This is a genomic window from Desulfosediminicola flagellatus (genome assembly GCF_005116655.2).
Lineage (GTDB): Bacteria > Desulfobacterota > Desulfobulbia > Desulfobulbales > Desulfocapsaceae > Desulfopila > Desulfopila flagellata.
In genome coordinates this window covers 4,604,414-4,624,708 of sequence record NZ_CP050698.1, presented here as the reverse complement: position 1 = coordinate 4,624,708, position 20,295 = coordinate 4,604,414, and the positions used below count along the sequence as shown (strand labels likewise).

At 46.5% G+C, this 20,295-nt stretch carries 16 protein-coding genes; 1 reads left to right on the top strand and 15 read right to left on the bottom strand.

Translation table 11 applies throughout. The features are described 5' to 3' along the window. The first annotated feature begins 199 nt into the window (after window positions 1-199). Window positions 200-850 (top strand): NAD(P)H-binding protein, encoded by a 651-nt coding sequence (locus FCL46_RS19085; RefSeq protein WP_136805721.1) that lies wholly within the window; start codon window positions 200-202, stop codon window positions 848-850. A 69-nt stretch (window positions 851-919) separates the two neighbouring features. Here the strand turns inward: FCL46_RS19085 and FCL46_RS19080 are convergent, their stop codons facing one another. The 15 genes from FCL46_RS19080 to FCL46_RS19010 form a co-directional block, all read right to left on the bottom strand. Beyond that, window positions 920-4,240, bottom strand: coding sequence for a transglycosylase domain-containing protein (locus tag FCL46_RS19080; RefSeq protein ID WP_136805720.1), 3,321 nt, complete (start codon window positions 4,238-4,240; stop codon window positions 920-922). A gap of 237 nt (window positions 4,241-4,477) precedes the next feature. Further along, window positions 4,478-5,482 carry a tetratricopeptide repeat protein gene (locus tag FCL46_RS19075; protein WP_136805719.1) on the bottom strand — a complete coding sequence of 335 codons (1,005 nt, stop codon included), beginning with the start codon at window positions 5,480-5,482 and terminating at the stop codon, window positions 4,478-4,480. Between the two features lie 15 nt (window positions 5,483-5,497). Continuing rightward, window positions 5,498-7,012, bottom strand: a complete 1,515-nt coding sequence (locus FCL46_RS19070; RefSeq protein WP_136805718.1) for a LytR C-terminal domain-containing protein — start codon at window positions 7,010-7,012, stop codon at window positions 5,498-5,500. 5 nt (window positions 7,013-7,017) lie between these two features. Next, complete coding sequence (locus tag FCL46_RS19065; protein ID WP_136805717.1) at window positions 7,018-7,971, bottom strand: type II secretion system F family protein; 954 nt, start codon at window positions 7,969-7,971, stop codon at window positions 7,018-7,020. An 83-nt stretch (window positions 7,972-8,054) separates the two neighbouring features. Continuing rightward, on the bottom strand, window positions 8,055-9,014 hold the full coding sequence (locus tag FCL46_RS19060; protein WP_136805716.1) for a type II secretion system F family protein: 960 nt from the start codon (window positions 9,012-9,014) through the stop codon (window positions 8,055-8,057). Window positions 9,015-9,017: 3 nt separating this feature from the next. After that, window positions 9,018-10,346 carry a TadA family conjugal transfer-associated ATPase gene (locus FCL46_RS19055; RefSeq protein ID WP_420811285.1) on the bottom strand — a complete coding sequence of 443 codons (1,329 nt, stop codon included), beginning with the start codon at window positions 10,344-10,346 and terminating at the stop codon, window positions 9,018-9,020. A gap of 84 nt (window positions 10,347-10,430) precedes the next feature. Next, window positions 10,431-11,594: a CpaE/TadZ family protein gene (locus FCL46_RS19050; protein WP_167505761.1), complete on the bottom strand. Its 1,164-nt coding sequence runs from the start codon at window positions 11,592-11,594 to the stop codon at window positions 10,431-10,433. Window positions 11,595-11,656: 62 nt separating this feature from the next. Further along, window positions 11,657-12,892: a pilus assembly protein TadG-related protein gene (locus tag FCL46_RS19045; RefSeq protein ID WP_136805714.1), complete on the bottom strand. Its 1,236-nt coding sequence runs from the start codon at window positions 12,890-12,892 to the stop codon at window positions 11,657-11,659. Window positions 12,893-12,909: 17 nt separating this feature from the next. After that, window positions 12,910-13,410: a TadE/TadG family type IV pilus assembly protein gene (locus FCL46_RS19040; protein WP_217909469.1), complete on the bottom strand. Its 501-nt coding sequence runs from the start codon at window positions 13,408-13,410 to the stop codon at window positions 12,910-12,912. Window positions 13,411-13,414: 4 nt separating this feature from the next. Further along, entirely contained in the window at window positions 13,415-13,696 is a 282-nt protein-coding gene (locus FCL46_RS19035; RefSeq protein ID WP_136805713.1) for a hypothetical protein, read from the bottom strand. Between the two features lie 59 nt (window positions 13,697-13,755). Further along, the gene (locus tag FCL46_RS19030; RefSeq protein WP_167505760.1) at window positions 13,756-15,216 is read right to left on the bottom strand and encodes a type II and III secretion system protein family protein; all 1,461 of its coding nucleotides are present in this window, start codon (window positions 15,214-15,216) and stop codon (window positions 13,756-13,758) included. 17 nt (window positions 15,217-15,233) lie between these two features. Further along, window positions 15,234-16,091: a Flp pilus assembly protein CpaB gene (cpaB, locus tag FCL46_RS19025; protein ID WP_136805711.1), complete on the bottom strand. Its 858-nt coding sequence runs from the start codon at window positions 16,089-16,091 to the stop codon at window positions 15,234-15,236. A 58-nt stretch (window positions 16,092-16,149) separates the two neighbouring features. Then, complete coding sequence (locus FCL46_RS19020; RefSeq protein ID WP_136805710.1) at window positions 16,150-16,743, bottom strand: A24 family peptidase; 594 nt, start codon at window positions 16,741-16,743, stop codon at window positions 16,150-16,152. A 149-nt stretch (window positions 16,744-16,892) separates the two neighbouring features. After that, complete coding sequence (locus FCL46_RS19015) at window positions 16,893-17,096, bottom strand: Flp family type IVb pilin (RefSeq protein ID WP_136805709.1); 204 nt, start codon at window positions 17,094-17,096, stop codon at window positions 16,893-16,895. A gap of 167 nt (window positions 17,097-17,263) precedes the next feature. Further along, a complete protein-coding gene (locus FCL46_RS19010; RefSeq protein ID WP_136805708.1) occupies window positions 17,264-18,622 on the bottom strand; it encodes an ATP-binding protein in 1,359 nt (452 codons plus the stop codon). Window positions 18,623-20,295 lie beyond the last annotated feature (1,673 nt).

The following is a 20,295-nucleotide window of genomic DNA, read 5'->3' as shown; positions in this document are numbered from 1 at the left end:
ACACCCTGAGAAACCAAAAGGGCGACTGCGTAACGTGTGATGGTGATAGTATGACCAAAACAGTGCAATATCTTTTTTATTAATCAAAACATAAGAGCACCTGGAAATATTTGCGATATATTTTATGTGTTGAGTCATCTGATGGACGTTCAGTAGATGATACTCTGCTCTACAGTACCAACTTCTAAAAGGAATAGTTATGGGGAAAACGGCAATAGTTATTGGTGCAACAGGTGTGGTTGGACGTGAAGTTGTAAATCAGCTCGCTGAGGCTGATCACATTGATACAATCATCACCTTAACCAGACGGGTTGCGGAGCATCCCAGCAGCAAGGTAGAAAACTCGATTGTCGATTTTGATGATCTGGATTCGTACTCTTTGTTATTCGAAGGGGATATGCTCTTCTCGTGTCTCGGAACGACGCGTCGTGCTGCAGGTTCAGTAGCAGCGCAACGAATAGTCGATCTTGATTACCAACTTAAAGTTGCTCAACTTGCATCGCAGAACGGTGTGCACCATTATCTGCTGGTATCTTCATCAGGTGCTAACGAAAAAAGTTCTAACGCATATTTGCAGATGAAAGGTGAGCTTGAGCAAAAGGTGCTTCAGTTGGGCTTTCCGCGTGTAAGTATTTTTCAGCCATCATTGCTTGTTGGAGAAAGGTCTAAAGTGAGATTAGGTGAAAAAATTGCTTCGGCTGTTCTGCCAGCTGTATGCTGCATTCCCGGTCTGGAGCGGTATCGACCAATTAAAGGAAAACAGGTTGCGGAAAAGATGGTTCAGGTGAGTAGCCAGGTGGGTAATGCTGTTGAAAAGTTTGTTTTGGATGAGATTTTTATCTCAAAATAGCTGTTGAACTTGCCTGCTGTTTTTTAAGCTTGCCCAAAATACATAAAGCATATTGGCATTACCAGCCTGTCACCTTCGCCAGTATGGCTCATACATCCTTTCCGGTGAAAATTTGCCGGTCTCAGAGAGGTTTCCAAAGGTAAGAATGGATGGCTGATAGCGATTGGTTGCACTGGCATATCTTGCGGGATCGTACAATACACCCCCATTGTCAGGATTGACGGCCAGGTTGATTTGTCCACTGTTTTCACGTTTGAGCTGTAAACCGTCAAACGATAGCGACGCGGGATCAAAAGTCTCCGCATAATCATGTTCCCTTAACAGCTCATTAACAATACTTATCCAGGTGGGCAATGCGCCCGTAGCACCGCTGATCTTGATGCTTGATTTGCGCATTGACGAGTTATCATCATAACCAACATAGGCTCCTACTGCATATCCGCCTTTGGCTGCCATCGCATTTGCCTCTGCAGTCATCCCGGGTAAATACCCAAAAAATGAAGCATTAGTATAGCGGTTGGCTGTTCCTGTCTTACCAAGTAGCGGTACCGAAAGTTTGAAAGTGTCTAAATTCTTGTCCTGTATAGCACCCAGGCTGACCATTTTATCTGCCCTGCGCCCTGTACCGAATTTCACTACATTTTCAAGGATATGCCCAACACCCATTCTCCCTTTCTCACTCAAAATCTGTTTTTCATACCGTTCAGGTCGATATAGTACCTTTCCTTCTTCGGATTCAATTCGATCAATAATCAGCAGACTGTCAATATTCTCGCTTTTCGCATTCCCGCCATAGGTTGTCAACTTTCCTGTGATTATAGCCTCGTACATACGGGTGGCTTCCAGTAAACTCACGACATTTGATCCAAGCGGAAACGACAGGACTGGCTCGAGCTTGCTTTTAATGCCCATCTCCTTTGCCAACGCAATGAGATATTCTAAGCCAACATAGATCCTGAAATCTTTAACCTCAGAAAGAACTTCAAAACTATAGGGCAATTCATCCTGTAATCGCTGCAATTCAGCTTCCATCTGACGTCCCAGCAGGTCAAAAGCCTGGACAGAGACCTCACCGTTGAGTAGCACATCCTGCCAGAATCCGTTTTGTTCCTGCTCACTCAGACTGGCGAGCCCAGTATTCAGTTTTCCTCTATTGACCATATCCAAGCCGGAACTGATACTATCTGTCAGTTGAAAAACATATCTTTTTTTTGCATGATCATAATAGAGTTCAGCCCCCTCCGTATCATCAGAATACAGAGATGGTCTGAAAGAGCCGAGTGGGTGATCGATCAAATTGCGGTACAAAAGAAGCTGGCCTCGTAGCTCCTCAAGTACCAGAAAGTTTTTGCTGAGCAGTTGTTTTCTGAGTAGCAGTTCCCTGCGTTCATGATCTTTAAGTTGGGTCGCGGCAGCAAGATCTTCGTCGATTTGTTCGCTGAATGATTCAAAACCCAGACCATAATGAAGAGAGGTGAAAAACGTATATTCTTCGGCCATGTCCTCCTGCATGAAGTCCGCTTCACTGTTTCGCACCACTGCCTCATATGCAGCTTTGCGGAGGACATCACTGTTCACGACTATTCCGTAGCGATCACGGATGCGGCTGCGGTAGGCACTATATGGCTCCGCCTGGCCGTCAATATTTCTCGGCGTCAGGCCAAGGTGATCGGCCAGGTCGCGAAACTGAACAGGGTCTATTTGATCACAAAGATGCGTGAGAAGCCAGACAGATGCAAGGTTTTCCGATTTGACTCCGGCCCAGTTCATGGAAACTTTTTCATACGGGCTGATATGGTCAGGTCTTGGGAAATAGGGCTGATTGTGGAACACAAAGACGTCACGGGAATTCCGCAGAAGGTCACTGCTGCTCCAGCCCAACTGCATGGCTGCCGCAAAGACAAACGGTTTAAAAGAGGAGCCCATACTGCGCTTGGCATAAACCGCACGGTTATAGAATCTGTTTTCTGTACCACCGACCATTGCACGTATTGCACCGTCTTTCATAACCATGGCGGCGCCCTGAACTTGCGGGTATTTCTCTAACTCGAGGAAGACCTTGCCACTAGATGTTACCTCACGTACACTTACCCAGATACGATCTCCAACCCGCAATTGCTTCACCAGGTGGTCGGAGTCTTTCTTCGCTGCTTGTGCCCACAGGTTTTTCAGCCACTTGACCCGTGCCGCAACAATCCTGGCAAGCCCTGTATTGTCGATGGTAGCCGAGCTTTGTATTTTCGCGAAATCTACCGTCACTTCCACCTCGTCCCCTTTGCCGCTGACACAGGTTATAGTGCCAAAAAGAAATGCTCCGGGCACGAGTTTGTTGTCTCCCGTATAATCTATTTCGGCATACTCAGCCTGAACCTCTTCACGTTCATAGCCGCGCAGCATGACATCAAGACGCGAGAGATCGTGACGGAGCGCGTACAGCGCATTTTCCTGGGTATTTTTATCGACAGTAGTGACAATCCTGATACCGGAAGTGGAGACGTTGTCGATCCCGTTTTTTTTAAGCTCGGCCAGAACCTCTGTGGAGGAGACGGCATCTTTAACCATTTCCATCACGTAATCGAGCGAATAACCGACCTGGCCCTGTTTGAATGAGAGGGGGGCGGATAGTGCTTCACTGTAGAGCTGCTGATCAATCATCTCCAGCTCCAGCATTTTGTTAAGCACATACCGCATCCTGCCTGCGCCCCTATCCCTGGCAAGCTCCTCGTCCTCCTTACTCTTCTTAGTGAATGGGTTGTAATAATTCGGCCGCTTGACACTGCCGGCTATAAACGCACATTCGACGAGATTCAGTTCACTCGGATTTTTGTCAAAATAATAGCGTGCAGCCACCCCGAGCCCATGTCCGTTACCGCTTACATAGAACTGATTGGCATAAAATTCGAAAATTTTTTCTTTGGGGTAGCGATATTCGAGCCTGAGGGCAAACAGCAGTTCCCTGGCCTTGGCCTTAAACGACCGGCCTGTACGTTTAAACAGGTTTTTGGCAGCCTGCTGAGTCAGGGTACTACCTCCCTGAACTACCTTGCCTGCCTCGATGTTTTTTAACGCGGCCCGGGCAATGCCAAACACATCAAAGCCAAAATGTTTAAAAAAGCTGTTATCTTCAGCGGCAATCAGAGCATCTACGAAAGAGACAGGTATATCGCCATACCTTACATACTGACGATGTGCCTGGTCAAAAAAGACTCCTAATTTAGTCACGTTGTCTCTATAAAATACAGGGCTTTCCTTGCCGAGAATATTTTCAATATTGCTGATCTCTATTTCGGTTCCAGGGTTCACCACGATAAGCCAGTAGAGACTTCCACAAGTAGCCAGAGCTGCAGCACAACCAAGACATAGAAAAAAAGTGAATATCTGTCTGATCATTTCCGTTATCTCTTGGTTATTTCAGACATGATTTCTAGATAAATTCAGGTTTTATTTGACGATAGGGATGAGTATTGCAGGAGAGCTGTTGCAAGCGATTATTTACCTTATTGGGCGATTATTTCTGTCGATAACACAAGCTCGACTACTCAAGGGGAAACGCCGGAAGATGACGGTGACTCTTGCAGAGTAAAAACTTGTGATCAGAATTTGCCCTATACGAAGCTATGTAGAGCATTACATTCGGTTTTGAATGTTGCCAGTGAACTCTTTTCTGGCAATAGTAAGGTTTTTATCGGCAGCAATATAATATTTTGGGTTTAAATCAATTGCCCGCTCAAATGCTTCTATTGCCCGTACAAATTGCTTGCTCACCAGAAACTGGTAGCCAATGCTATTATAAGCCTCCGCCTCGCTCTCAGAGCCGCGCTTAAACGAAGCCATTGCTTCCTCATAGTAGCCCAACTTGAAGTATACGAGGGCAAGATTGTTGTGTACTTTTCGGGTACGGGAGCTTTTTGCCAACTCACTGAGCAAACGAAGAGCTTCGTCAATATCCCCGTCAATATAGTAGCTTACAGCCAGGTTGTTGATATATCCATCATTTTCAGGTTGAAGTTCGAGCGCTTGTTCAAAACAGGCTATTGCCCGCTTGAGATCCTGCTGCTGACTGGCGATAAGGCCGAGATATTCATGCGTCTTCCACCGATTTGGTGAAATAGCCAGTGCTGCCCGAAAATTATCCTCCGCCTCGTTCAGTTTTCCGAGCCCGAAATAGGCCCTGCCTTGCCCCTCCAGAGCCTCGGAATTGGCACTGTTAATGTTCAGCAACTTCTGGTAAACAATTCCAGCTTCAAAATATTTATTTTTTGCCAATAGCAGCGAAGCCTGTTTTTCAAGCAGCGAAACACTTTCGGGTTCGATCTCAAGGCCCCGCATGTAATTCAGGTAGGCACGATTGATATCTTTTCGCAGCATATAGCGGTCGCCCATATTTTCATAGTCCCGGGCAGTATGCTCTTCATTTGAAGATGGCTTCATTTTCATTTCCCGAGCAGCCTGCTGACGCTGTATCTGGCGCTCCAGGTTGAATGAAGTATCCTTTTGGAAAGATGAACAGCCACTCATGAGAAACCCACAAATCAGGCTGATACCCAAACCACTTCTGAAAAAATCGCTTAAACGTGTGTTCCTGGTATCCTGAAGACATGCATGCGCTGTTGCATCATTGGTAATTCTCATTACGGTCTCGCTCTATTAATTATCCATCGAAAGTCTTGGGAGATCTCTCCATTTTCCTGCCTGCCCATTCTCAAGCTTTATGTAACTCAGGTGGGCATATCGTTCTGGAAAATCAAGCACCACCAGGTCGTTGCCAAGTAGAACCCTGACCCCTATAGAACTTCTGCCTAGAGAATCGACTTTCTGTATGTGCTGATCTCCCGGTAGAAAATCTGCCAGATCGCGTGCTTCTTTTTGATACCCTTCCCGGTAAAATACTGAACTCTCACTGAACTGAAAACTTCGGGCATTGGTGATTCGGCGAACACTGAAGCCATAGTCGCGTAGCAGCTCCGCACTTCTTCCAGCCATTCCTGTTACACCGTTTCCGTTAGATACCTCCACATATGTTTTTTTCAGGTTGGTTTTTTCCAGGCTGCCCATCTTCTGAAACTTTTCCTCGAGTCTCTTATGTTTGGAGGCTCTCGCCTGCCATTCAGGTGCAACTTCCTTCGTGTCACCTTCTTCAGGCAATGGAGGCTTTGTCTCAACATGTTTTACGGGTAATGGTACGGGGGGATGCTCAACACCGCTCGTTTCTGGTGTTTTGGGATGTTGTGACTGAATTTCTTTTAATTTTGCCTGTTTTAGAACCGGGATAACAGTATCTCGGGTATTTGCTGTAGCAGCGGCACCAGTTCTTATGGGTAAGGCCTGCTCCGCATTTTCCGGGGCTTCAAAATTGTCAACAAGCAGATGTGGCTGCAAAAGAGGACTGACAGATGGAACCAGCAGGGCAGGTTGATCTGGCGAAGCAGCTGCTTCGTGGCTCTTCGCGTTCACTGAAGTAATATCTGCCTGCGGTTTAACCTTCGGCTGCTGCTTTTCTGCAGCCTTTGCCATATATGCTGCCAGTTCTCTGGGAGTTGCCAAAGCCAGATCAAAGTGAGTATCATCAGCCAGCGGTATTTCACAATCCGGGCCCGGTATTTTGGTCAGAGCGAGACGGGCAAACTCCAGGTTCTTTTTAACCTGGGTGCTGTCAGCAGACAGTTCCTCAGCCTTGCGCAGCAGCGCTATTCCCTGCTCAAACTGGTTGCATAGAATTCTCGAATATCCATAGTTATTATAAATATATGCCTTTTCAGGTTCACAGCGGAGGGCAAGTTCATATGCCTTGCGAGCCAGTTCGCACTGTTTAAGCGCGTCGTACGACATACCGATGCCGTTGTACGCTTTACAGAGCCCGGCATCCATATCAATAGTTTTGGAGAATTCTTCTATTGCCTGCTCGTATTTTCCCTGTTTCTGGTAATGACGCCCCAGCTTGTAATGTGATGCTGACAGGGTAGAGATCGGTCGTACCGATTCCCAGAATGTGTTGGCCGCTCGTTTATTTTGCTGTGTCTGCTTCTCGTCATCCAACATATTAAAGTATGAGAGACGATCATCATGGGTGCTGCAGCCGCCAACAAACAGCAGCGCCAGCAGCTGGAAAGAAAAGAAAACGACCGGATACCTTCGTTTACCTCTACACATTGTTGTGTTCATTTGCTTTACCCCTGTATTATCACTCGCAGCACCTGTATTGCTGCAGGACCGGCAATAACGACAAACAGTGCCGGGAATATAAAGAGCGTTAATGGTACCACGAGCTTTACCGGCAGCTTGGCGGCCATTTCCTCAAGTCGGCTGTATCGTTTCTGGCGCATCTCTTCGGCATGAATACGCAGAGCATTTGCTACTCCTGTTCCGTACTTTTCCGCCTGGATGAGCAGGCTTACTAGATTATCAATATCGGGTAGGTCTGTTCTGCGGGCCAGATTTTTCAGGCAGGCATTGCGTGACATGCCGGTCTTCAACTCAAGCGAGAGAATTTTCAACTCTTTACCCAGTTCTGGGCAGGTCACATGAATTTCCCGGGACACCCTGCTAATGGCTGAATCGAGTCCCAGTCCGGCCTCCATGCACACCATCAGCAGATCAAGCGCATCGGGGAAACTCCTGTTCAACTCTTTTTTACGGGCACGGGCCACCAGACGCAGCCAGAGTACAGGAAGGTAATATCCGACACATCCAACTACAAACGTCCGCATGATCATCATCCTGCCGACTGGTTGCTGAAGGATGAAATGTGAAAAGAGTGGGTAGCAAAATGGTGCTACCAGCAAAAAATATCGAATGCCTTGATAGGTCTTTATAACTCCAGGGTTATAGAGGCCGGCACGCTGGTAGAACAGCGGTGTATTGGCATAAATACCGCTCTCACTGATTGGCCCTTTCTGAGACGAACGACCAAACGGCAGCAGCGACTTCCCAGATTTACGGCCAGGTGTTGAAGCGGGGAAATTATTTTTTTGTACGGCTTGACCGCCCCATTGTTGTGTCCTGCTGAGCAGTTGATCCCGTTTCTTCTGGCCGGAGACCAGTGAGGCAACCGCACCATACAATAGAATCAATACCACAAATGTCGCAACGGAAAGTATCAACGGCGTATTCAGTGCAAACATTTTTTCATCTCCTTACCACCCCTTTAAAAATCTTCGGATAATACTTCCGGCAATAGAATTTTTTTGTTTACTGATTGTTTCCCTTACATATCCAACTGTACCAGTTTGTACATAACAAAGGTACCAAACGACATCATCGCGATAGCGATACCTATGACGTAGGGGCCAATGGGGTCATTGACCAGCACTGTCAGATATTCAGGGTTGGTAATAAGCAGTGCCGCCCCGGTCAAAAAGGGCAGTGCCAGTAAAATACCTCCTGAAAGTTTACCTTCTGCGCTCAGAGCCTTCACTTTCTCCCTGAAACGGAATTTTCTGCGAACCACCTCGGAGATTTTTTCGATCATTTCAACAAGATTCCCGCCGGTCTCCCGCTGAATGATCACTGAGGTGGCAAAAAAACGTAGCTCTGGGGAGTCTATCCGGCGAGAAAAGTTTCGTAGAGACGCGTCCAGCTCCAGGCCGAAGTTCAGTTCCTCAACCACTCTGCCAAACTCTTCACCTACCGGCCCCGCCATCTCTTCAGCCACCATCCTGAAACTTGCTCCGATGGAGTGTCCTGCTTTGAGAGAGTAGCCCATCAGGTCTAAGGCGTCTGGGAAAAGGGCTTCAAAGCGGCTGCGCCTGCGCGCCCTCTGTAAACGCAGAAAGAGGTAGGGTACCGTCATGGCAAATAAGGATACTGCTCCACTTAAAAGATAAGGAAACGGAATCATGGAGCAGAGGAGGAAAACTACCGAACCTATGGTCAGAGTCAAAAGGAGAAAGACCCCGACCAGCATCTTCACCCCGCCTTGCTGCATCAGGCTGTCGAGACGACGGGCAATGGGGCTTACTCTCAAGAGAGCATCAAAAAATTTAATATCGCTGAATTTTCTATAATAAAGAATATTCAGTTCCTGCTCCTCTGAGATTCCGCCCTGGCTGTAACGCTCAACTACACGCTCCACAGGCCGGCTCGACTCTTTTTTCAGGAGCGAATAGAGCAACTCAAAAATAATCAGGAGTAGACAAAAAAGTGCACCGGTAAAAGCATATTCCATAGGTTACCTCTTCATCCTGTCAGCATCATCGACCTCAAGGTCAGGAATACTCAACCCCATTTTCAGGAAACGATCAAAAAATCTCGGTCTGATGCCATGGGTTCTGAAGTGACCGACAACTCCTCCTTCGGCATCCACCCCCTGCTGATTAAAGGAGATAATCTCCTGCATGGTGATAACGTTGCCCTCCATGCCGGTGATTTCCTGAAGGCTGACAACCTTTCGCGTACCATCCATCAGCCGCTCTACCTGAATCACTACATCAATCGCCGAGGCTATATATTTTTTGATATATTCACTGGGCAGGTTGAAACCTGCCATAGTTACCATGGTCTCGATGCGCATAAGCGCGTCTACCGGAGTGTTGGCATGAACGGTAGTGAGCGAGCCGTCATGACCTGTGTTCATGGCCTGGAGCATATCTACGGATTCTGCACCGCGCACCTCGCCGATAATGATCCGGTCCGGTCTCATTCGCAGACTGTTGCGTACCAGATTCCGTTGGGTAATCTGGCCTTTGCCCTCTATATTCGGAGGTCGCGTCTCCAGGCGAACAACGTGTTCCTGTTTGAGTTGCAGTTCTGCTGAATCCTCAATAGTGACTATGCGCTCTTTGGAAGAGATAAACTGAGACATAACGTTGAGCATTGTGGTTTTACCCGAACCGGTTCCACCGGAAATCAGCACATTCAGCCTGGCCCCGACTATTGACTTCAGTAATTCGCCAAGGGGGGCGGTGATGGTCTTGAGCAGAATCATATCTTTAAGGGTGAGCGGGTCGACTGAAAAACGCCTGATTGAGAGTGATGGACCATCAAGGGCCAAAGGAGGGATGATGGCGTTCACGCGAGATCCGTCAGCGAGGCGCGCGTCCACCATGGGTGAGATCTCATCGATACGTCTGCCAACAGCAGAGACGATTTTTTCTATGATGCGCATCAGATGTGCATCATCCTTAAAACGAACCCTGCTCTTTTCTAATTTGCCGAATCGTTCAACATAGACCGAATTATAGGAGTTGACGAGGATATCAGAGACAGAGTTGTCACTCATCAGGTCTTCCAGGGGGCCGAGACCGATAACCTCGTTTTCAATTTCCTTCAACAGGCGTGCATGTTCCCTGGCGTTGAGAGGTATAACCTCGATAGCATCATCTTTGAGAATAGCCTCTGTCGCCTTGTTAATCTCGCGACGCAGGCGGTGTTCTTCGATCTCATCGAGCAGGGAAAGATCAATGACCTTGGCCAACTGGTCATGGATTGTGGCCTTCAGTTCGAAGTAATCATCGGAGAGATCTACCTCTTCCAACAGCACAGTATGGTTTGCCCCGATGCTGTCTGGAGTGCCATGCTCCTCAAGATTTCTGAGAATTTCCCGTAATTCCACGATTGAATTTCCTTTTTGCTTAATACGTGATTATCTGAACAGCCCGAAGAACCTACTCTTTTGAACTTGCTGAGTAGTACAGACAGACTCGGCTAGCTTACGGTATGCTTTGGCGACCTGCGATCTCTTTGCCACCTCCGCCACCGTTTTACCGCTGCTGACCGCCGACATGGTGAGTGAATAGTCATTGGGAATAGTGTTGACGATTTCACTGCCAATCACCTTGCTCGCCTCAGCAAGGCTCAGCTGAGATTTTTTTTCAAAACGGTTAGCCACCACCTGCAGCCTGCCGTTAGTTACCCCCGCAGTAGAGGCAAGCGATTGCTGCAGTTTGCGGACATTAATGATACAGGGCATACTCATGGTGGAGATAAGATATATGGATTCAGAGTCACGACAGATCTTGACTGCATCTTCAGAGAAAGACGTGCCGCAGTCGACAATAATATCGTCAAAGAACTCTCGCATGGTTCTGATCAATTTATACAGGAAGTCTTTTTGCAACTTCATCTCAGAATCAAGTTTACAGGGAGCTGGAAGCACAAATACGCCGGATGAATGACGAACCATGGCACTTTGCAGATACGAGGCATCCAGCCTACTCAGGTTTCTACCGATCTCCTCCCAGTTGATATCCGTCTCGAGATCGAGAAAAAGCGGAATCTCACCGATAAAACGATTCATGTCAATCAGTGCCACAAGTCGGTCTTTATTCACCGCCTGAATTGAGGTGGCAAAATTTACCGCAAATGTTGTGGCGCCGACACCTCCCTTTGCACCTACCACACTCAGGACTCTGCCTTTCTCAGCCTTGGCTACATCAGGCTTCAGATCCTGAAGCTGTTTCTGTAGAACAGTATTGAATGCTTCCCGAACCTCAACTTTATCTATAGGTTGCTGGAAAAATTCCCGCGCTCCGGCCCGCATAGCGGGAAGCAGAATATCGGTGGTGGTTTGGGTGGATGTGAGAAAGAGTGTTCCAACCACTTTTTCTTTCACAAGTAGACGAATAGTTTCAAACTCCGTAGCAGGATCATTACCGATTTCAAGCACCAGAATGTCTGCCCATGCCGCATTTTCCTCATCCTGCAGGGTGAACGACTCCATCTCCTTGACTATGGACATCAGATCACGATGGACATCCGGTGTTTTTATTGCAAGTTGGACTGAAAGTGTGGTTTCGTTATTGCTCATGGAATTTCCTGACATTCAATTGTCATGCTATTGCAGGTATCCGTATTACGGATTACCCGGTATTACTCAACCAGCACAGGCACATCTGCCAGTATGCCGAAATTATTACCACCGCTCGTACCGCGTGGTTCTAACTTTGTACACTCGGTCAGAAAGAATATATTTTTCTTCTGATACATTTCCTCATAATCGGCCTGTGTTTGAGGAGGGCCTGATACATTTTCCAGCCCGAAGTTATCGACGAAACTCTTCCAGCAGGTATACGGGTCTGTATCGTCACAACTCCAGTCTCCCATCTTGCGGGGCACCTCATCCATAAGTGGATCATTTTTATGTATGATCCAGACAATATTTACCTGTACCGCACCAACAAGTGGAGAGCAGGTGTTGTCCTCGAAACAATCAATTACCGGCAAGACCATTGACCAGGTTACGTCAGGGACACCATCTTCATCCGTGTCGGCATTTTTTATCCAGCAGTCAACGAGGTTGCCGAGGATGTTATCCTGCACACCGTTCTGGGTGCCCATACCCTCTCCAAAGATCAGGGTTTGGTCGTTTCCTGCATTACAGCCGCCTGTCAATCCCTTCATATCACTGTTATTGGCAGTCTGGCATGGCCCCTGGGTGTAGTTGGACCACATGGCGGTCATAGATGTATTGGTATTGCCACCGCTATTAAGCATCCTGCCCATATTACAGCGAAACGTGTTCCCGTCGGTAATGGCTTCCTGGCAAATTGCAATCGGCCAGTCGACATCGTCAACAAAGAGACTTCCTGCAAACCCAATCCAGGCCACCGCATCATTGGCCACGGCAAGCTGATTGATTCCGAAAACTTTAGCGAAAAAGGAAGGAGTGTCGTCCCGTCTGGCCTCCACCCTGACCGCATTAATAAAATCAATATCTGTATCGAGTTCCTGAGCTGTTCTACCCAGCCAATCCACCTGGGTTGTATTGGAGCTAGGGGTAAAAACCTTGTCAGCAAAGGACCAATGCCCTGTTTCCACTGTGGGGGTTCCTACCTGTACATTACCAGTGCCGTTTGCTGTGGTGAGATTACGCGCAGCAGCTTCCGCGTTGGTAACGGTTAGTTCTCCTGCGCTGTCAAACAAGTCGGATGCTCCTGCCAGCGCACCGGCATCTGCTGCATTCTGCAGCTCATTGCGTACTCCATAGACATGGTTTACATCGATAGCTATGGCAGCTATCATCACTAGCAAAGGCAGCAGTAGGGCGACATAGATCGCAACTGCACCCCGATTGTTTCTCAATGCATTGATTCGCTGAATTATCATTTTTTGCTCTCTGCTTATTACTCCATGCGCATTACAGTAGTGCCAACCAGACTAATAGTACCATCGAAGGAACCGCCAATGAGCTCTGCCAGGTTAGGAAATACCAGAAAGTCATAGGTATATTGCACATCAACTGTTACCCTTCCCCCTATTTCAGGGGCATTCCCTCCTGATGACCCGAGATAAGTTATGGTTATGTCATCACTGGTAAGGTCATTGTCTCCGGCCACTCCAAGGTTGATAAGATAATTGTTGGCATAGGCGGTGACTACGTCTTCTATCTCTGTTTCACTTAACGGTGAATAGGTAGTGGTGTTATCGGCATTTACCGCAAAGTTTCTGATAATTGCGGCCCTGGCTCCTTCGCGTGAGGCATTGGTGAGCACAGCCTTGTCAAAGAGCAGTAGGCCAAACTCAATGATACCAAAGGTGAGGACAAAGAGCAGGGGGGCAATCAGCGCAAATTCTATGGCTGAAACACCGGATTCAGACCTGAGCATAGCAATCACTCTTTTCATCCGTCTATTTACTCCCTTCAATATTTAACGTGTAGGTTTCTGTTTTAGCTGCTTTTTTATCAAAACCTTCCAGGTGTCGCTCAACTACCATGACAGCCACCTCTCCCTCAAGTCCTTCGGGCGGACCACTTTCCATGCCGGCACCGGGGTTAGCAATCTGGCTTTCCATGGCCAGCTTAAAGGAGGTACCGTAGAACTGTTCTACAGGCGTTGGATGAGTTGTGCATCCTGCCAGAAGAAACACTATAGTTACAGCCTGAATCAAAAAGACAATGCGTGTATTCATTTCTTACTCCCATATTCAACCAGGCAGCCAGGCTGCCAGGTAATGGTGTTATAACGCTCTTATTCCGGCAGCATGTAACCAAAATCTTGAGGTGATGGTCCGGCATCAGGCAGGTAGCTGGTTGCCTGAGCCTCAGGAACACCTGTTTCCTCGTGTTGCTTACGTTTTTCCATCATGCCGAGCATCATCAGTTCAAAGGTGCTTGGCTCCTGAAATGAATCAGTAGGCAGAGCCAACTCATCGCCATCGACAGGGGTTACCAGATGTGGGGTAACAATCACTACCAGTTCAGTCTCATCTTTTTGATATCTGGTGCTGCGAAACAATGCGCCCAGGATGGGGATATCGCCAAGAATAGGAAATTTAGATATTGACTCATGGACGTAGTCTTTCAACAAGCCAGCGATGGCAAAGCTCTGCCCATCTTTTAACTCTACTACCGTGGACATGCGCCTGGTATCTATGGCAGGCACCACATATCCGGCATAGGAAACAGTGGTTGAAAAATCGAGATCGGAGACTTCAGGGGTAACAACCATAGAGATGGTGTCGTTACCCAGAACGGTTGGCGTGAAGTTCAGACCAATACCAAACGGCTTCCATTCAAAGGAAATGCTGTCTATACCATCGGCCACAGGGTATGGAAATTCCCCTCCTGCAAGAAAGCTTGCATTCTGACCGCTCTGGGCAATGAGAGTGGGTTTTGCCAGAATCTGCATCAGCCCATCTTCCTGCAGAGCGTCGATCGCAACAATCAGGCTGTCTCCGGTCATAAAACCGAGCACACTATTAATTGAGCTTGAAACACTGAGTGGATTCCCAGGCCAGCCATCTTCGGGTATGGCTGTCAGGTTATCAAGCAAACTCAGGGCAAAATTATCATCGCCCGCCCAGGCAAAGTTGACCCCAAGCTCTTTACCCGTGGTTTTGGAAATTTCGGCAATACGTACCTCAAGCATAACCTGTTGGAGGCCACCGACCTGAAGTAAATTGATCACTTTTTCGGGGGCATAGCTTTCTGCAAGGGTCAGCACCTTGGAGAGCTTCACGGAATCTGTAACCGTCCCGGTAAGGGTGAGGTAAGCGCCTGAGGAACGGACGGCGATATTTTCTTCTGGGAAAATGTCAAAGAGGCTTTTTTTCAGGCCGGTGGCATCTGCGCTGACAATAACTTCATAGGTGCCGAGCATACGGTTTTTTTCACCCCAGAGGGTGAGCTGAGTGGTGCCAGCCGATTTACCGCTGACAAACACCCAGTAGGGGGATTGGGTCTTGGAATAAATCAACTCGGCCACTTCTGGGTTGACTACGTGGGCTCTTTTAATGACCCATGGGGATTTAATCTTGCCAAGCTTGTTGACCTGAAGGTTGATATGCTTGCCGTTCTGGGTATCCACCGTGATTTCCGCCGGAGCAGCAGAGACAGGGAAAGGCCGGATAATGGTAGAAACAGCTACGACAGATAGAAAAGAAATAATACTACAAATCACAACCGGGGGGACAACCCACGTACTTTTCACAATTCCTCTCCCTTTCATTAACGCTTGATATTAATTCTATTGATGGCATTGCCATTCATTACCTCAACCGTCAAGGGACGGCTGACCTGACGTACAGGCCTTGCCGAGGCAACCTTTTGATTCACCTTCACCGGGGTACTGTTTACTGTAGCATAGGATTTCAGCAGGGCATCTACAGTGATTCCCTTGGTGAGGATATGATCATCATCGGAGTAGCCGCGCAGGGCCAACTGGATCCGACCTTCGTTCACGGCCAGTGCCAGTTTTTCCCCCTCTTCCAAATCAACTTCAAGGGTGACCACGGTGACCCGCTTGGCAGCTTTATCATCGCTCTCCTGGGCCTGGGTGCCTATGGAGAGGACAGGAATATTTTCTAGCACAGTCTTGGTAATCTGGCTCCGTTTTTCACCCGGTTTATCAATGGAGACTAGAACATCCACCATATGCCCGGGATGGAGAAAGCCGGCAACTCCGACCACATCGTCTACCTTCACCGCCATGGCGCGCTTCTGCGAGGTAATCACAGCTGCCATTCCGCCTTTAGTAAGATTGGTCGAGGCCAGGGCCGATTCCAGTACAGGTTCTGTTACCCGGATAGGTTTGATAACGATTCGACCTATGGCATCGCTCAAATTCTTGAAATGACCGGCAGGAAGAGACTCGGCTAGATATGGAGCCATGCGTAAGTCCTGAGTTGTGATCTTGGCACCTCGTTTCAGATCACGTTCCACCACGGCAATTTTAACCGTCTCCTGTTTAGTCTCAGGAGTCAATACCGTTTGCTGGCCGGCCATACGTTGATAGACAACAAAGCTAATAAAAGCAGCACCGGCAAGTGCCACCATAAGAAACATCACTCGAATAGACCTATTCATCTAGCCTCCTTTTCATAACCCCTCCCTCACCAATTTTACTGCCGATTCTCTAAGGCTCTCAGCCCGGGCTTAAAAGCGGGAACATTCCTGTAGTTATCCAGATGTATATGACATACAGGAATACACCTGCTGCAATTGCCACAGCTAAAGGCATGCCTTCCTCAGCTAGTTCACTATTTGCTTCTTTAAAAAAGGATGAATTTTGTTGTGTTGCAAAAAGAAATATGATCATCCAAAGACGAGAAAGTGACTTCTTAATAACACCACGATGCCACATTAAGAACAATGCAAGCACACCGCTCATAACCATTATAAACAGTAGAACAGTTAAAGTGTTTTTAGGGCCAAACACAGCACCTACTACACTCATTAACTTGACGTCTCCGGCCCCCATAACACCAATTGCGTAAAGCATAATGAATAGAAAGAAACCAACAGCAATCCCTTGAAAACTAAATATTAATCCTTGCCAACCATCTGAGAAAATGTGACATAGAATAGCGATGATAGCTGATGGCAGTGTAATCAAGTTTGGTATTTTTCTCTCTTTCACATCTCTTATCGCTGATATCAGTAGTACGCAGAATAATCCAAAAAACAGCACAAGATATGAAATTGATTTTATATCCAACGAAAAATCTTCTATATTCAAACATTAATCCTTAAGAAAGCTATTGTGTATCAGTCAAAATCGAATTTGCATAGTTAACGAACAAATACGATTTTGACTGATTATTTGGTCGACTAGCTGCCGCTACTTTCGCTTGCTGCGTTATCCTCCACTAGTGCATCACCAATTTGTCATCCTCCAGTACCGCTTTTTGCGTTTCCGTCCACTAGTGCATCACCAATTTTATCAAATATACTTTCAATTGCTGGTTGTCCTACAGTGATACCACCTATTATCATGACAGAAATAAATGCAGCAATTAATCCATACTCAATAGCCGTAACACCATCTTCTTCCTTAATAAAATCAATTGTCTTTGCCATTAACCATTTCATAGCTGTCCCCCTTATTTTGGGTTGAATGTTTAATGCCAAGCTTTTCGAAAATAATCTGCTTGAGCATTGTTAAAAAAATGAAGCGTATTTATTGCCAATTCCCGAAAAAACAGGTCGGGATACCTGTTGTGCAGAACGAACTATTTTCTCCGGAGTGTTCCGGCTTTTTATGCATGGTCAATCTGTGCAGTTTTCTGAGTAAACTGTTCACCATCCATCACAGAGAAATAGAGTTGTACCGCCCGGTCAAGGTCGGCAGTGGTCATTACCGGTGGTCTATTCTCGTAACGGGCAATATGTATTAACTGCTGAAGAATATCCCTTGGATGGCAGCCACGCATGGAGCGGATATTTCGAAAATGCTTTTCCAGCAAATATTCTACACAGTCGGCCTCATAGGCGATGTCGTATTGTTCTGTCATCTGACGAAAGATTTGAACAAACGCTCGCTCGTCCGGATCATCCATAAATATCTTATAGGGGATCTTTCGCAGGAACGCTTCTTCCAGAATGCGCCCAGGATCAAAGTTAGAGCAGAAGACCAGAAAAGCGTTAAAAGGCACCTGCACCTTGGAGCCATCAGGCAGAGTGAGAAAATCGATGCTCTTTTCCAGTGGCAGTATCCAGCGATTGAGCAGCTTATCCGGACCAATTCGTTGCCGTCCGAAATCATCCACCACAAATACACCGCTATTGCCTTTGAGCTGTAACGAAGCCTCACAGATGCCGGTATGGGCGTTAAAGCCTACCTCCAGCGAGTCGAGATCCATCTCGCCGCCCACCACGACGGCGGGTCGCTTGATGCGCAGCCAACGTTTGTCCGGCAGTGTTGTCAACGCTTTATCAGCTTCCTCTTCGACCTCAAAATGACAACGGGGATCGTAGAGTTGAATAAGATGCCCACCCACCAGCAGGGTACGGGGAATAAAGACGGTATCGGTATAGCAGTCGGCGATGCGGGTAGCAACTTCGGTTTTCCCATTTCCGGGGGCTCCGTAAATAAACAGTCCTTTAGCGGAGTTAATAGCCGGCCCGAGGAGCTGGAAAAAATCATCCGGCAATACCAGTCCTTTTAAAGCAGCTTCAAGCTGGGCTTTACCAGGATGTTCGCTGCGGATTGTCTGGCGCTCTACACTTTCGAGATAATCGGCAAAGGGAACCGGAGCCGCACCGATATAGGCGGACTGTTCACGGGCCGACAATCCTTTTTCTCTACCTGTCTCAGTGAGGATATAGTCAAAGTCGTTCACTCCTGCAGTATCTTGATAGGCAAGAATCAACCGTTGTTTCAGGTCGTAGAGCAGATCGCTTATAATTTTCAAGGGCAAAGCAAGCAGACGGGCAATTTCCCGCCCACTCAGTGAGCCATGGGCCAGCAAGAGTTTACAGATCAGATCTTCAACGAGAATGCGGTTTAACCCCGTTTCCTCCAGACTCACAGGAGTCATAGGGAGAAACGGAGTGATTGCATCACTCTCTGATTTCACCTTTTGTGAATTCAGTATATCTCTGAGCGTAAGACTCATATCTCACCACGTATGATACGTTACAGGGCTGCCATCGCATATGTGTTTTCGTCCGAAAGCTAGTCAGTTGGGCCAATATTAGCGGTGCGTGTAACGTTTGTATCTTCATGATATAAACGTTATGCTTTCGTTAAAATTCTTACACGCGCATCAATATTGAACCATCTGCTGACTTTTTGGATTGAAACAGATTAGCTATTAGGTCTACCCCCCCCAATGGAGCAGAAAGTACTCCTTCACCCAGGAGGGTGATGGAGTTTATTTAAACACTTATCTTTAGCAATCAAAAGTAGAACAGGAATCTATATATGAGAAAGAATATATTATCTCTCTATAGCCTTACAAACAATAAGAGTCAATCAAAAAGTGATGAAACTCAACCGATTTTTATTGTCAGGTTTATGTAAGAATTTCAAACATTCGCCTGATAAGTAGTTGATTTTTAACCTAACAAACACGTGTCCTGCCGTCAATCCGTATATATACGCAAATTGAATATTATTTAGAGGTACGTGCTAAACCAACTGCATCATATTGAATCCTTCAAAAGCTTGTTCCTGTTATCTCAGAGTAACTAGTAAATATATGAAATACAGCATATTGGTGCGTTGTGTATGCGTGAGTCGATGAATAGCCAATCTGTGTTTTTAGCAAGATCAGGTAAATTATTTTTCCGGTATTTTTTTTGCTTTTTGTAACCGAAGAAGAGACATAATGAACTTTTTATACAGAGCTGATAGTGCTTTTTGTATCAGGCATAGGTGCTACAAATAAAATATTTTCCATTGAATAGATTCATTGGAAGGGAGCCTGAAGATAAACATGCCAGCTCCAGCTTGGCTGTTCGATACTCTTGATTTACAAAGCGCATACGTTATTCCCGTACTGTATGTTCGGATAGGTAATTTTGAAAAATTTATGAATCTGTAACTATTTATTTGGTTGAGTATAGTTGTATGATTGCTGATAGTATAAATTACTGATGCCCCTGAGGAGCTAAAGAAAATTATTCTCAGTTCGTAGATTGATTATGGTTGTCTTGAGCAGGAAAGTAATCGTGTTGCACGAAAGGAACCGCTTCCTGTATATGAGATTATGCTGGAATAATTAAAGTGTCGTAAGGTTTTGAAATGTGCTGAAAATTGTGCGCCGTGTAATGGTGATACTATTTGTTTTCGTTTCCTCTTTTCGATATGCTCTATATGAAGATCACCTGATCGAAGAGCCAGGAGGATGCTCGATAATAACCTTTCTGCGGGGGCTCGCTTCGCTTGCTTACCTGTCAAACTCTTCGGAATTTTCAAAAAATAGTGCTACAGGTAACGAAGACTTCGATATTAATTATATGGGTTGTGCGTATTCTGTGAAAAACACCTCGATTTTGAAAAAAGAATCCTATTCTCGGACAGCCTCCCAGGCGCTTTTCATTTTCTACTCACCACCCAACGAGTTGTCGTATACCTGAAACACTGAATTACTGAGTTATAGTAAACCGATTTTCAATAATTTTTTTCGAGCAATAAATCAGCATCCCCAAAAGAGCATCAAGAATGTTGAGATTGTTAACAGGCTGCTAAGCATAAATATAGACTGATCATTCATTTCAATTCCCCCAAATTTGAAATTTATACCTTCTCTATTTCTGGCCAACTGACGAAGTCTGTGATGTGTTT